This is a genomic window from Humidesulfovibrio sp. (assembly GCF_031082295.1).
GTDB lineage: Bacteria > Desulfobacterota > Desulfovibrionia > Desulfovibrionales > Desulfovibrionaceae > Humidesulfovibrio.
Genome location: NZ_JAVHLD010000018.1, coordinates 40124 through 53895, shown reverse-complemented (window position 1 = coordinate 53895; position 13772 = coordinate 40124). Strand labels below are relative to the sequence as shown.

Here is a 13772-nt window from a genome sequence, read left to right as displayed (position 1 = left end):
ATTACTACTTCATATGCCACTTCCTTGGCATTTTTATACGCTGATTCAATTATACTCATCTGCCGACTAATCACGCTTCGTCCGGAATATGTTTTTTTATTTCCATACGTCAAAACGTCTTCACTGATGTTGCAAACTATTTCGTTGTGCAAATTGAGAAGACTGAAAAATCCATGCTCAAATGACTGCCTCGCCATTCTTGAATTTTGCAGCTCCATTTGTTCTCTTTGTCCTTTTAACTCTCCTCTCGTGTCTTGAAGCTCTTGGCGCTGCAACTCTAAGTCTTTTCTTTGTACCCACAATGTGCCCAACGCAGCAATAAATGCCAATCCAGAAAACAGCGCTCCGGACGCTTCAAGCGCCTCCGATAGTTTTGTATTTGGCGATTGAGCCATGATCCGTTCCGCAAGCCAATACCAAGCCCAATGGATACCCCACAGCGCGAGAGCAACAAACACAGCATTACGCAAGTATTTCAAGCAATCACATTTCTCTAGCATTCTTTCCTCCCTTGCCCACCGCCATGCGCCAACAATTGTATAACGTTATCAACCAACCTGCATAATCGCAAGTTCCTCCAAGAATAAAACCGCCCGGCCTCCTTTCGGAAACCGGGCGGTTCGCATTTGTCATTTCGCAAGAAGTGCCAGCATGCCAACAGCCAGATGGTGCTGGTGTTAATGCTTCACCACATACGCCCCCACGACCACGCCGCCAAGGAAGGAAGCGGCGGCCACGTCGTCGACCACGAAGAAGCGGGACGTGGACTCTGCTGCGTTCACTATCTTCTTGTAGGCGGCATCATCCATCCGAGCCGTCTCCACAACCTGCTGGGAAAACGACATCAGTTCATCGATGGTCCCCGCATACTCGAGGGCTATGAGATCCTCCTTGCTGGGCTTCTTGTTGCGGGAGGCAAACCCAAGCGCGGCGCCCACGGCAACACCGATCACGGCACAGGTGAGAGGCTCGAGCCTGAGCTCGGCCTGCTTTGCCAGCGCTGGCCGATGCAGGACAGAGAAGGGAATGTTGTGCAGCGCCTCAAGGATGGCCTCCGGCGAGGGCAGGCTCTTTTCCAACAAGGAGAAAGGCCGACTTTGCAGGAAAGACGGAGACACCGGGCCGATGACGTTGAACTGCGGCTCCTGCTCCTCCCCTGAGGCTTGGATCTTTTCCCGAATTTTCTCGTATAGCTGCTGGTAGGTTCCCATGAACTTGCCCTGGCCCCACGCCTCGCAAAGGGCCATGGTGAACGAGCCACCCTGCTGATAGCCTGCGCTCGTACCGCCATCGCGGCAGCCGCTGTAGTGGATCATTTGGGCCTTCATCCCCGGAATCTGTCCAATATTTATGGGTGTTTGGGCGCGGACGGTTCGCAAGCCCCTGTAGTTTGTTCCAGAGTTGCAGCTGTCGCTGATCATGACGATGCGCACACCCGGGGCGAACTTCGGCCAGAGCTTCGCAAGTTCGTCATCGATAAGCTCCCGGTCATAGGCCACCAGGGTCTCATCCCTGCCATCGGACTCATCCCCGTCGCGATCCGGCTGCTGCCCGCCATGCCCGGAATAGTAGAACACAAACATATCTCCTGCAGTGAGGGCGCTGGCTGCCGACTCGATGCCACGGAGTATCGCGGTAGCCGTCGCCTGCTTCGTCTTAAGCGTATTAATGGAAAACCCCCCGGCCGTGCCGAGAACTAGAGCCATGTTGTCAACGTCCAGCTCACAGCCATAGCACCCGTTCCGGCCGTCCCAGCCACCGTAAGCGGCGGGGTCAACCCCCTTGAGACCAGTCAATAGTGCAAGCCCCTTCGCCATCTCGACCTCCCTGGTTAAATTGTTGCCGGCTCGGTCCATGCAGCAATGGAGCCTGCGGCCCTTTTAAGCCCGGCGCGGTGCGGCCCGCCCGACAAGGAACTCGGTACGCATTCATGCATATACATACTTGCAATTATACTTCAAGAAATATCTTCCGAGCACGCAAAAAAAACCGGCCTCCTCTCGGAAACCGGGCGGTTCGCATTCGTAGGTGGGTGGCGGGGGCTAGCTCAGCCGCCCTCGCCGCTGTCCAGGCGGGCCATCTGCCTGTCCTGCAGGCGGGAAAAGACGAACAGCGCCGTCACAGCGCCGATAAGCGCCAAGAGCATGTCCGACTGCGTGTCCCAGGGGTCGCCCTGGGTGCCCAAAAATTCGTCCGCGCCCTGCCCCAGCGCCACCGCGGCCCCCCACTCCACCAGCTCATACGTCGCGCTGATGGTCATGACCACGCAGACCGACAAGAATGCCAGCATCCCCTTTCCGCGCACGTAACGGCCCCGGACGAAGGCCTCCCGCGCGACCAGGGCCGGAACAAGCCCCTGCATGAAGTGGCCGATCTTGTCGTAGGGGTTGCGCGAAAGGCCGAACAGATCGGCGATTTGGAAACCCAGCGGCACCCTGGCGTAGGTGTAGGCCCCGCCAACCAAGAGCACCACGGCGTGGAGAAAGATGAGTGTGTAGAGCAGCGGGGTCAGCGGAAAGCGGCCGTGGGTCGCCCACAGCACCGGCAGGGCCAGGGCGATGGGGAAGACTTCCAGCAGCCAGGTGGTACGGTCGTAAGGCTGGTAGCCGGACAGCGCCAGAAGCGCGAGCAGGAGCACGGTCGCAGCCACAAGAAAGGCATTGTGCTTTGCGGCTGCGACCATTGTCATGCCCCTAGCAGATTCTCGGCAGCTGCTCGCCTTCGAGCATGCCCAGCAGGCGCTTGCCGCCCAGGCCGGTCTTGAGCAGCACCCGGCCCATTTGTCCGGGCTTGTCGTTTGCCATCACGGTGCCGATGCGCCTGGCGTCCACGCCCAGCGGGCTCTTGCGCATGAGCTCAAGCGCCGCGTCGGCCTGGGCTTCCGGCAGGATGCAGATGAACTTGCCCTCGTTGGCCAGGTACAGCGGATCCAGCCCGAGCAGCGAGCAGCCGCCCTTGACCTCCGGCTTCACCGGAATCAGCCCCTCGTCCAGCTCGCAAGTGACGTTCGACGCCACGGCGATCTCGTTCAGGGTGGTGGCCAATCCGCCGCGCGTGGGGTCGCGCAGCACGTGCACGTCCGGCACGTTCTGCAGCAGCTCCACGATGACGTGGTTCAGGCTGGCGCAGTCCGAGACCACCGGGGTCTCAAAGGACAGCCCCTGCCGCGTGGACAAAATCGCCAGCCCGTGGTCGCCCAGGGTGCCGCTGATGATGATGGCGTCGCCGGGGCGGGCCAGGTCGCCCGCCGGGGCCGGGTCCACAAAGACCTCGCCGATGCCCGTGGTGTTGATGAAGATCTTGTCCGCCGCGCCCTTCTGCACCACCTTGGTGTCGCCGGTGACGATCCACACCCCGGCCTCGCGCGCGGCCTTGCCCATGGACTCCACGATGCGCGTCAGGTCCTCCACGGGCAGGCCTTCCTCCAGGATGAACCCGCAGGTGAGGTACTTCGGCACCGCGCCCATCATGGCCACGTCGTTCACCGTGCCGTGCACGGAGAGCGCGCCGATGTCGCCGCCGGGGAAGAACACCGGGTCCACCACGAAGCTGTCGGTGGAGACAGCGATCTTCGCGCCCACGCCCAGCACCGCGCCGTCGTTCAGCCGCCGCAGCTCCGGGTTGTCGAAGTTCTCCAGGAACAGTTCGCCGATGAAGCGCTGGGAAGCCTTGCCGCCGGAGCCGTAGTCAAGCAGTACCTTGTCGCTCATGTGCTCTAGTCCACCTGATATTTGAAGTAGGCCGCGCAGGAGCCCTCGGTGGAGACCATGCACGGTCCCACGGGCTTGGCAGGCGTGCAGGCCTTGCCGAAGAGCGGACAGAGGTTCGGGGCCAGCTTGCCCTTCAAGACGTCGCCGCACTTGCAGCCGGGCAGGGGCGGGCATTCGGTGATGGTGATGCCGAACTCGCGCTTGGCGTCGAAGGCGGCGTAGGCGTCGGAGAGCTCCAGCCCGGAGCCCGGGATGTTGCCGATGCCGCGCCACAGGGCGTCCGCCGGGTTGAAGACCTCGGCCAGGATTCCTTGCGCCTTGGCGTTGCCCTCGTCGCGCACCACGCGGCGGTAAAGGTTGACGACCTCGGCGCGGCCGTCGCGCTTGCACTCGGCCAGGAACAGCAGCGCCTGCAGGATGTCCAGCGGCTCGAAGCCCGCGATGGCTGCGGACTTGCCGTACTTGCTGGCCACGGGCAGGTACGGGGCCAGCCCGATGATGGCCGACACGTGGCCGGGCATGATGAAGGCGTCGATGTCCGTGCCGGGGTCGGCCAGCAGGGCGTCCAGCGCCGGGGGCACGATCTTGTGGAAGGACAAGACGCGGTAGTTGGTGATGCCCTGAGCCTTGGCCATCTTGAGGCTGGCGGCCACGCCGGGCGCGGTGGTCTCGAAGCCCACGCCCAGGAAGACCACGGTGGCGTCCGGGTTCTCGGCGGCGATCTTCAGCGCGTCGGGCGGGGAATACACGACCTCGACCCGCGCGCCGTCGGCCTGGGCGGCCTTCAGGGTGCGGCTTTTGCTGCCGGGCACGCGCATGAGGTCGCCGAAGGTGGCGACGATGACCTTGGGGTTCTCGGCAAGGTCGAGGAAGGCGTTGACCTCGGACTCGTGGGTCACGCAGACCGGGCAGCCCGGGCCGGAGAGGTGGATGATTTCCTTGGGCAGTATGGAGCGCAGGCCGCTGCGGAAAATGGCCACGGTGTGCGTGCCGCAGACTTCCATGAAGCGCAGGGGCCGACCGTCCAGGGCCTTGTTCAGGCGCTCCAGCACGCTCTTGCACAGGTCGGGGTCGTGGAACTGGTCCAGAAGCTCAAGACTCACGGGCTACCACCTTTGCGTCGTTTTCCGGGGGCGAGGGAATGAAGGCTCCCCGGCCCGAAGTGCATACACGGACCGCGCCCGCGAGTCCATGCCCGCGCGGCGGTGGCAGCGTGTCACTGGGGGGGCACGGGGCAAGGGCGGGGTGCGGCGCCTGATAGACAGCAAAGGAGGGCGACAGCCTACAAGGCTCAACTTAGGCGGACCTAACCCAAGCCTAATCCGAGGACGCCAAATGGGTGTTAATCTGACATCATACCGGGTTTGCGGTTGTCGCGGTATAAACTTTAAGAATACCATCCCACGGGTTTATGATGTGTTCGATCGCGTAATATATGTCGGCATTTGGCTCGCCGCTCCCGCGATTTAGACAACTCTTCAACTGTTTTTTTGAGTAGTACATATACTTTCTTGTTCCAATTTCGAATGGCTCTTCCGCGTCAACATTAATACTCGCCTTAACGACAACAAACGGGAATATATAGCAAACGTAATTGCCCTTGTCTGCAGACCTCTTAAGTGAAATCACGCCTCCAAGAACAGCTGCCCCATCGATGGAAACACCTAAAAATCCATTCGGTTTGCTTGAAATTGCTTTATTAAGAATATCATTTGCGTTGAATTGCTCAACTTCCTTTAGCTTTACTGACGGCAGGACCCAGCCCCAGCCATCTGTATTTAATTTTAACAACACTTCACATTCATTACCCTTTGCTCTTGGGATCACAAACAGCGGGACAAGCTTATACTCTTGTATATCGCAAATATTTTTGAGCCGATTGCTCCCAGAAAGTTGGTCATTATAGTCTCGCACCTCAACCCCACTTGCGTCCGTTTCACTTGCTGTCCACAAATACAATGTCCCGGGCTTAGGATTATTTGGCAAATTAGAAATATATGGTGACATCAACTTAAGAACATCGCGCCACACTTTTGACCTAGTCCTAAGTCTTCCGAATGGCATAAGACATCTATCATACAGTTTGAGTGCAGGCTCGAAGTACTTGAGAATGGTAGCCCCGACCATAAACAACACAATAATTCCCAAAGCCACCTTCGGCCCGAAAATCCACGAAAGAAAATCGTTAAACATTGAGACCAGATTGAAAGATGAACCAGCAGTTGAATTATCCATAAGCCCGCCCCCCTGAAGATACCCCATCATTGGCAACAAAAAAGGGCGGCAGGCTTTCGCCGCCGCCCTTTGGGAACACAATTCGGCGCGGGATTACACGCAGCCGGTGGGCTTGGGCAGGCCGGCCATTTTGCAGGCGCCTTTGCCGGGGCCGGAGGGGAACAGCTCGTAGATCTCCTTCAGCTTGTATCCGGTCACCTTGGACAGGATGCGCACCATGGGGGCGATGCCGTTCTTCTTGTAGTAGTCCTGCAGGAAGTCGATGACTTTCTGGTGGCTCTCGCTGATGGTGGCGATGCCCTCGCTCTCCTTCACGTACTCCACCCAGTCAGGGTTCCAGTCCTCGAATTTCAGCAGGAAACCGTCCTCGTCCACCTCAAACTTGTTGCTCTTGTACTCAACAATAGCCATGCCAGAACCTCCTCATCGAATTATTTATGCGTCTCGCATAATGGCCACTCAACACCAGTCTGGGCCTGCCGGAAGACCATGCATCCGGCACGTCCATCAATTTCCAACCACTTCTGTAGCCCCTGCGCCAAAAAAATTCAAGCGACTTTTCGCCGTGGCCCGCACAGAAACGACGGGGCCCACGCTTTCTTTTTCGGCCCGGCCTTGCTAGTCATACGCAGGCGACGCGAACAAACGGCCCTTTGGCCCGCAGCATCAGGTGCGCATGAACAGGACGACCCCGAACATCCCCATGGCCCCCATGTGGCCCACCCTGCCGCCGCCCCCGGAAGCCCCGGCGGGTCTGCTGCACAGGCAAATCTGGCGCGTGCCGGACGAGGCCCAGTGCGTGGCCTGGTGGGACCGCTTCGACATGCCGGAGCACATCCGCGCCCACAGCCGACAGGTGGCCAAGGTGGCGGTCTTCGTCGCCGAGGCGGGGCGGCGGCGCGGCCTGGCCGTCGATGTGCCGACGATCTACGCCTCGGCCCTGCTGCACGACCTGGCAAAGATCTACTGCATCAAGCACGGCGGCAACCACAGCCAGCTCGGCGGGGCGTGGGCGATGGCCCTCACCGGCAACCCGCTGCTGTCCCAGGGCGTCATCCACCACGTGTACTGGCCGTTTGAGGTGGACCTGGTGCGCTTCTACACGCCGCTGGCCGTGCTCTATGCCGACAAGCGCGTGTCCCACGACCGCATCGTGCACATCGAGGACCGCTTCGGCGACCTGCTGGACCGCTATGGCAAGACCCCAGAGATTTGCGAACGCATCCACACCACCAACCGCCAGGCCAAGGACATCGAAGACGCCTTTGGCCGGCTTCTGGAGATCGACCTCAATGCGCATGATTTTGATCGCGGGCGGCTGGTCGACTGAGCGCGAAGTGTCCCTTTCCGGGGCGCGCATGATCGAACAGGCCCTGAAGGCCCTGGGGCACGAGGTACGCTTCCTCGACCCGGCCAAGGACTTCGCGGACATCATCCCGCTGGCGTCCGAGGCCGACTTCGCCTTCATCAACCTGCACGGCTCCCCCGGCGAGGACGGCCTCATCCAGGCGCTGCTCGAGACCGCGGGCTGCCCCTACCAGGGCGCCGGCCCCAAGGCCTCGTTCCTGGCGCTGAACAAGGCCGCGGCCAAGGGCGTCTACGCCCGCGCGGGCCTGACCACCCCGGCCTGGCGGCTCTACTGCGGCCTTGAGGGCGAAGACCGCTCCTGCGACCTTCCCTACCCGCTTTTCGTCAAGCCCAACACGGGCGGCTCCAGCCTGGGCATGAGCCTGGTGAACCAGCCCGCCGACCTCGGCCCTGCCCTGGACAAGGTCTTCGCCCTCGGCCAGGAGGCCCTGGTGGAGACCTGCGTCGCAGGCGTGGAGTTGACCTGCGCGGTGCTGGACGAGACCCCCCTGCCGGTGATCATGATCAAGCCAAAGGCGGGCTCCTGCTTCTTCGACTACGAGAACAAGTACGCCGCCAACGGCGCCGAGGAGCTCTGCCCGGCGCCCATTCCCCCCGCCCTGGCCCTTGAGGTGCAGCGTTTGGCCCTGGCGGCGCACCGGGCGCTCGGCATAGACGGCTACAGCCGGTCCGACTTCATGGCCGACGAAAGCGGCCCGAAGATCCTGGAGACCAACACCCTGCCCGGCATGACGCCCACGAGCCTCCTGCCCAAGGCCGCGGCCGCCGTGGGCCTGTCCTTCGAGGAACTGGTGGCGGAGCTGGTGCGCCTGGGCCTGGCGGCCCACTCCAACAGGTCTGGGAGCTAGGGCCGGATGGAACCCAGCGCCGTCCCCGCCGACAAGCCGCAGCCCCTGGCGGTGCGCCTCGCCGTGCGCCTGGTTCTCGGGCTGTACGGCCTGGTCTGGCGAGCGCTTTTGCCGGGGCTCAAGCGCAACGGGCGCCTGGCAGAGGGCTGGGCCGAGCGCACCCTCGCCTCAGGCCCGCCCCCCCAGGCCGACCTGATCGTGCACGCGGCCTCCGGCGGCGAGGCCTATCTGGCCTGGGAACTGCTCCGCAACCTGCCCCAGTGTCTTCCCGCCAGCCCCACGCCGCCGCGGGTGCCCCTTCGTGTGTTGGTCACCACCTTCACCAGCCAGGGCCTGGGCGTGCTCACCCAGGCCAGGGACGACCTCGCGCCGGGGCTCACGCTGCTGCCCGCGTATTTCCCCTTCGACCTGCCCGGCCCCATGCGCCGCTTCCTCGACGCGGTGCGGCCCAAGGCCGTGGTGCTGCTTGAGACCGAGCTCTGGCCCGGCATCATGGCCGCCTGCCGCGAGAGGGGCGTCCCCGCGCTGGTGCTCAACGGCCGCATGACGCCGAAGAGCCTTCGCGGCTACGGCTGGCTGCCCTGGCTCTGGCGGGCGTTGGCCCCGGCGCGGGTGCTGGCCGTGTCCGAGGAGGACGCCGCGCGCTTCGGCCAGGTCTTCGGCCCGGAACGGGTCGGCACCATGCCGAACATCAAGTTCGACCGCCTGAACCTCGACGCCCACCCGCCCCGGCCCGAGTTCGCCGCTCTCCTGCCCGAGGCCTCGCCCTTCGTGATCCTCGGCTCCGTGCGCAAGGAGGAGGAAGCCGACGTCCTCAAGATCGTCCAGGGCCTGCGCGAGGCCCGGCCCGGCGCGGTCATCGGTCTTTTCCCGCGCCACATGCGCCGGATATGCGTCTGGGAGCGCCTCTTGCGTGAGGCCGGAGTCCCCTTCTCGTTGCGCAGCGAAAACCGGCGCGCCGAGCCCGGCTCGGTGCTCCTCTGGGACGTGTTCGGCGAGCTTTCCGGAGCCTTTTCCCTGTCCTGCGCGGCCTTCATCGGCGGCAGCCTGGCCGACCTGGGCGGCCAGAACTTTCTGGAGCCCCTGGGGCACGGCGTCACTGCGGTCACTGGGCCGTCGTGGAGCAATTTCGCCTGGGTGGACCGGGACATCTTCGACACCGGCCTGGTGCGCCTGGCCCCGGACTGGCGCGGCGTGCTGGCCGAACTCGGCGCCCTGACCAGGCAGACCCCGGACCCGGCGCACGTTCGCGCCAAGGCCCAGGCCTACGCGGCCACACATAGGGGCGGCGCGATGGCAGCCTGCCAGGCAGTTGCCGAACGCCTGAAAAGTGCGTAAGTGAACACCGGAGCCGCGAAGCGCATGCACACATCCCCTCAATGTTTCGGAATCATTCCCGCGCGGTATGATTCCTCGCGTTTCCCCGGCAAGCCGCTGGTGGACATCCTGGGCAAGCCCATGTTCGTTCGGGTCTATGAGCGCGCCCGCGCCTGCCCCCTGTTCGAGCAGGTGGCGCTGGCCACGGACGACCAGCGCATCATGGACGCGGCCAAGGCCTGGGGCGTGCCCGCGCTCATGACCTCGCCGGCGCATGAGAGCGGCACCGACCGCGTGCTGGAGGCGGCCAGGCTGCTGGGCGCGGGGCCGGACGCCGTGGTGGTGAACATCCAGGGCGACGAGCCCCTGCTGGAACCGGCCATGCTCGCCGAACTGCTGGCCCCCTTTTCCGGGCCGCAGGGCGCGCTGGTGCAGGCCACCACCCTGGCCTCGCCGCTTGAGAGGGCCGAGGCCGCCAGCCCGGACCGGGTCAAGGTGGTGCTGGACTCCGAAGGCCGCGCGCTGTATTTCTCGCGGGCGCTGATCCCCTTCGACCGTGACGGGAACGGAAAAGGGGTCGGGCCGCTGCTGCACATCGGGCTGTACGGCTTTCGCATGGCCACCCTGGAGCGCTTCGCGGCGCTGCCCCAGGGCCTGCTTGAGAAGACGGAAAAACTGGAGCAACTGCGCCTTCTGGAAAACGCCATCCCACTGCATGTGAGCCTCACCCGCCACTGCTGCCACGGGGTGGACCGCCCGGAAGACGTTTCGCACATCGTAAAAATCCTGCTGGAGCAAGAGAAATGAAAGCGATTCTGGCCCTGGAAGACGGCACCTGGTTCGAAGGAACCTCCTTCACCGGCCCCGGCGAGACCGGCGGCGAGGCCATCTTCAACACCGGCATGACCGGCTACCAGGAAGTCCTCACCGACCCCTCCTACGTGGGCCAGATGGTCTGCATGACCTATCCGCTCATCGGCAACTACGGGGTCAACCCCAAGGACGTTGAGTCGCACAAGGTCGGCGTGGAGGCCTTCATCGTCAAGGAATGCTGCAAGGAGCCCTCCAACTGGCAGGCCACCCAGTCCCTGCCGGAATACCTGAAGTCCGCCGGGGTCATGGGCATCGAGGGCGTCGACACCCGCGCGCTCACCCGCCACCTGCGCATCCACGGCGCCATGCGCGGCGTCATCTCCACGAGCGAGCTCGACCCGGCCAAGCTCTCGGCCCGGGCCAAGGCCCTGCCCAGCATGGAAGGCCTGAACCTGGCCGACAGGGTCAGCGCCCAAAAGCCCTACGTCTGGACCGGAACCACCACCAGGGATGTGGACCTCGCCACCTTCGCCTGGGCCGGCACCGGCCCCAAGCTCGTGGTCTACGATTTCGGCGTGAAGTGGAACATCCTGCGCCTGCTCGCGGCCGAAGGCTTCGACATGCTCGTGGTGCCCTCCAACTTCACCCATGAGCAGGTGTCCGCGCTGGAGCCCGACGCCGTGTTCCTGTCAAACGGCCCCGGCGACCCGGCTGTGGTGGAAAACGCCATCGAAGCCACCAAGGTCTTCGCCGACAAGTACCCGGTGGCGGGCATCTGCCTGGGCCACCAGATCATGGGACTGGCGCTGGGCGGCAAGACCTACAAGCTCAAGTTCGGCCACCACGGCTGCAACAACCCCGTGCTGGACGTGGAGTCCGGCAAGATCGAGATTTCCTCGCAGAACCACGGTTTCTGCGTGGACATCGACCACCTGCCGGAGCTCAAGATCACCCACAGGAACCTGAACGACCAGACGCTTGAGGGCTTCGCCCACCGCAGCAAGCCGCTCATCGCCATCCAGTTCCACCCCGAGGCGGCTCCGGGACCGCACGACAGCGGCTACTTCTTCCGCCGCTTCCGCGATCTTGTTCGCTCGTCCACAGGCAAGTAAGGGCATAATCGAGTCCATCCGCACCCTCCAACGTCGAGGAGCAGAGCATGTCCGGGGAACTCACCAAGGCGCGCCAGAGGATCACGAGCATCAATTCGAGCCTCAAGCAGGGCAAGTACATGGCTGCTGCACAGGCCCTGAACGACGCCATCGTCATCATGCTCAGCGCCCAGCTCATGAAGAGCGAACGCGAGGAGTTCGCCCAGATGCTCGACGACGCCGTCTACGCCCTGAACAACAACAAGGAACTGCGCAAAGTCTTCCCCCTGGTGCTGAACTACACGCCCGGCGAGGAAAAGAAGCTGCTTGAGCAGATCTTCGAGATGCGCAAGGTCCTGCAGGAAGATGTCAACGAGGGCGCCCAGAAGGACCTGGCCTCCATGGAGGCGCGCAAGCAGGCGGAACTTGACCGCGGCCAGAAGCACCTTGAGCAGCAGGAGTTCGATCAGGCCAAGCATGTCTTCGACACCCTGACCAGCGAATACGCCGGCGACGCCGAACTGAAGGCCGAAGTGGCCGAACGCTACCAGAAGGCCGGCCTGAACGAAGAGGCCGTGGGCTACCTGAGCCAGGCCATCAAGGAGTCCCCGGACTCCCTGCACCTCTACAACCGCATCGGCATCGTGCTGCGCAAGATGCAGGACTTCCAGAGCGCCGAGAACTACTACAAGAAGGCTCTGGAGCTCACCCAGGCCGACGAGTACCTCTTCTTCAACCTGGGGCGGCTGTATTTCGACTGGCAGCGCTGGGACAAGACCGCCGAGGCCGCGCAGCGCGCCGTCGGGCTGAACCCGAACTTCGATCAGGCCAAGAAGCTGCTGGCCTACGCCAAGAAAAAGATGGCCGAGGGCTAGAGCTCCCCGCACGCCCATTCCCGGCGAGGAGGCCCCGTGCGCCACGCCCGCCTCGACTCCGACATTCTCGACACCGACATCCTTGTGCTCGGCGCTGGCCTGGCTGGCCTGCGCGCCGCCATCGCCGCGCGCGAAGCCGCGCCCTTCCTGCGCGTGACCCTCATCAGCCCACGCCGACGCCCCTCGGGCTCGTCCTTCGCCAACCGCAACAACGCCCTGGGCATGCAGGCCCCCGCCACGGACCAGGCCGAAGGCTTCGTGGCCGAGGCGTTGCGCCTGGCCGCTCCCGGCGTGGCCGTGCCCGAACTGGTGCGCGCCCTGGCGCAGGACGCCCCGGCCTGCCTGGACTTCCTGCTCGGCCTGGGCCTCAATTTCCGCCGCGAGCCGTCCGGGGATCTTCGGCTCTTTCCCGGGTGTTTCAGCAACATTCCGCGGGCGGTGATTTTCGACGGCCTGGCCAGCGCCCACGCGGCCTTTTTGGCCCGGGCGCGCGGCCTGGGCGTGCACATCCTGCACGGCCACGAAGCCCTTGGGCTGGCGCAAGAGCGCCCCGGCTCGCGCCCCTTCGGCGCATGGCTCGCCCCCACGCGAGCAGGCCGGATGCAGGGCATTCGCGCCCGCGCCGTGGTGGCGGCCCTGGGCGGCCCGGCCCCGCTCTTCGCCCGACGCATCTGCGGCCCCGGCGGCTCCGGCCTGGCCTATGGCCTGCTGGCCGAGGCCGGTGCGCGGCTGGTCAACACGGCGTACCTTCAATGGTTCTGGTTGGAGACGAAAAGCCTCGGCTTCGTGAACCCCGGCGAGCTCCGCTGGCCGGAGCCCCTGGCGCTGCTGGCACCGGCACGCCTGCTGCACTGCCCCACGGCCGTCGGGCTGGCTGATGCGGCGTTGGACCAGGACCTGCTCGCACGGCTCAGGCAAGACGGCAGCGTCGTCGCGGAGCACGGCACGCGCGGAGCGCTCCGGCTCGTTCCCGCGGCCCATGCGGGCAACGGCGGCGCGCTCATCGACGAACAGGGGCGGACCGGCGTGCCGGGGCTGTTCGCCTGCGGGGAGTGCGCCTCCGGCATGCACGGAGCCAACCGCCTGGGCGGCGGCATGGTGCTCTCGGCCCTGACCTTTGGCGCGCGGGCGGGCCGCGCCGCTGCCGCAGAGGCGCAAGCGGCGCCCGCGCCGGGCCGCGACCTCGGTCCGCAGCCTGTGGTTTCACCGGCCCCGGACGGCGTCCAGCATTTCCTGCGGCGGCTCAGGCGGGGCATGCAGCGCTTCGGGTTGCCGGGCACCCCGGACAGCCCGGCCCGCAGAGACTTCGTGGCGACTCTCGGACGCATTGCCCAGGACGTCGGCGCGGGCGCCCGGGAGCGCCTGCTGGCCCACTCGGCCCTGGCGATTCTTGAGCCCCAGGCGCCTTCCAGCTAGCAGACGCGCTCGCCTTCAGCACTTCCTTCATACTGTGCCATAATCACCAAAAGCGAAGGGGATATTCCAGCGGCTTTGCGCTGGAATATCCCCTTCGCG

Annotated in this window: 14 protein-coding genes; 7 read left to right on the top strand and 7 right to left on the bottom strand. The window is 64.2% G+C overall.

Going from position 1 to position 13772, the window contains the following annotated elements; all coding sequences use genetic code 11:
- The 7 genes from RDU24_RS10585 to RDU24_RS10555 form a co-directional block, all read right to left on the bottom strand.
- The coding region (locus tag RDU24_RS10585) for a hypothetical protein (protein ID WP_308735723.1) at window positions 1-500 on the bottom strand (500 nt) is incomplete at its 3' end.
- A 177-nt stretch (window positions 501-677) separates the two neighbouring features.
- Window positions 678-1817, bottom strand: a complete 1140-nt coding sequence (locus RDU24_RS10580; RefSeq protein ID WP_308735722.1) for a caspase family protein — start codon at window positions 1815-1817, stop codon at window positions 678-680.
- A gap of 230 nt (window positions 1818-2047) precedes the next feature.
- Entirely contained in the window at window positions 2048-2683 is a 636-nt protein-coding gene (locus RDU24_RS10575) for a DUF2238 domain-containing protein (protein WP_308735721.1), read from the bottom strand.
- A 10-nt stretch (window positions 2684-2693) separates the two neighbouring features.
- The gene (gene hypE / locus RDU24_RS10570) at window positions 2694-3710 is read right to left on the bottom strand and encodes a hydrogenase expression/formation protein HypE (RefSeq protein WP_308735720.1); all 1017 of its coding nucleotides are present in this window, start codon (window positions 3708-3710) and stop codon (window positions 2694-2696) included.
- Window positions 3711-3715: 5 nt separating this feature from the next.
- Window positions 3716-4813 (bottom strand): hydrogenase formation protein HypD, encoded by a 1098-nt coding sequence (hypD, locus tag RDU24_RS10565; protein WP_308735719.1) that lies wholly within the window; start codon window positions 4811-4813, stop codon window positions 3716-3718.
- 250 nt (window positions 4814-5063) lie between these two features.
- Window positions 5064-5945 (bottom strand): hypothetical protein, encoded by an 882-nt coding sequence (locus RDU24_RS10560; RefSeq protein WP_308735718.1) that lies wholly within the window; start codon window positions 5943-5945, stop codon window positions 5064-5066.
- Between the two features lie 93 nt (window positions 5946-6038).
- Window positions 6039-6356, bottom strand: a complete 318-nt coding sequence (locus RDU24_RS10555; RefSeq protein ID WP_308735717.1) for a TusE/DsrC/DsvC family sulfur relay protein — start codon at window positions 6354-6356, stop codon at window positions 6039-6041.
- 265 nt (window positions 6357-6621) lie between these two features.
- Between RDU24_RS10555 and RDU24_RS10550 the strand changes: the two genes are divergently transcribed.
- From RDU24_RS10550 to RDU24_RS10520, 7 genes are read left to right on the top strand one after another with little or no spacing between them, the layout of a single operon-like run.
- On the top strand, window positions 6622-7275 hold the full coding sequence (locus RDU24_RS10550) for a phosphohydrolase (RefSeq protein WP_308735716.1): 654 nt from the start codon (window positions 6622-6624) through the stop codon (window positions 7273-7275).
- Window positions 7238-8161, top strand: a complete 924-nt coding sequence (locus tag RDU24_RS10545) for a D-alanine--D-alanine ligase (protein WP_308735715.1) — start codon at window positions 7238-7240, stop codon at window positions 8159-8161. Before RDU24_RS10550 ends, RDU24_RS10545 begins: the two co-directional genes overlap by 38 nt.
- A 6-nt stretch (window positions 8162-8167) precedes the next feature.
- On the top strand, window positions 8168-9499 hold the full coding sequence (locus RDU24_RS10540) for a 3-deoxy-D-manno-octulosonic acid transferase (RefSeq protein WP_308735714.1): 1332 nt from the start codon (window positions 8168-8170) through the stop codon (window positions 9497-9499).
- Between the two features lie 24 nt (window positions 9500-9523).
- Complete coding sequence (kdsB, locus tag RDU24_RS10535; protein ID WP_308735713.1) at window positions 9524-10285, top strand: 3-deoxy-manno-octulosonate cytidylyltransferase; 762 nt, start codon at window positions 9524-9526, stop codon at window positions 10283-10285.
- A complete protein-coding gene (gene carA / locus RDU24_RS10530; RefSeq protein WP_308735712.1) occupies window positions 10282-11403 on the top strand; it encodes a glutamine-hydrolyzing carbamoyl-phosphate synthase small subunit in 1122 nt (373 codons plus the stop codon). Before kdsB ends, carA begins: the two co-directional genes overlap by 4 nt.
- 47 nt (window positions 11404-11450) lie before the next feature.
- Window positions 11451-12257, top strand: coding sequence for a tetratricopeptide repeat protein (locus RDU24_RS10525; protein ID WP_308735711.1), 807 nt, complete (start codon window positions 11451-11453; stop codon window positions 12255-12257).
- Between the two features lie 36 nt (window positions 12258-12293).
- Entirely contained in the window at window positions 12294-13673 is a 1380-nt protein-coding gene (locus tag RDU24_RS10520; protein WP_308735710.1) for an FAD-binding protein, read from the top strand.
- Window positions 13674-13772: the final 99 nt, after the last annotated feature.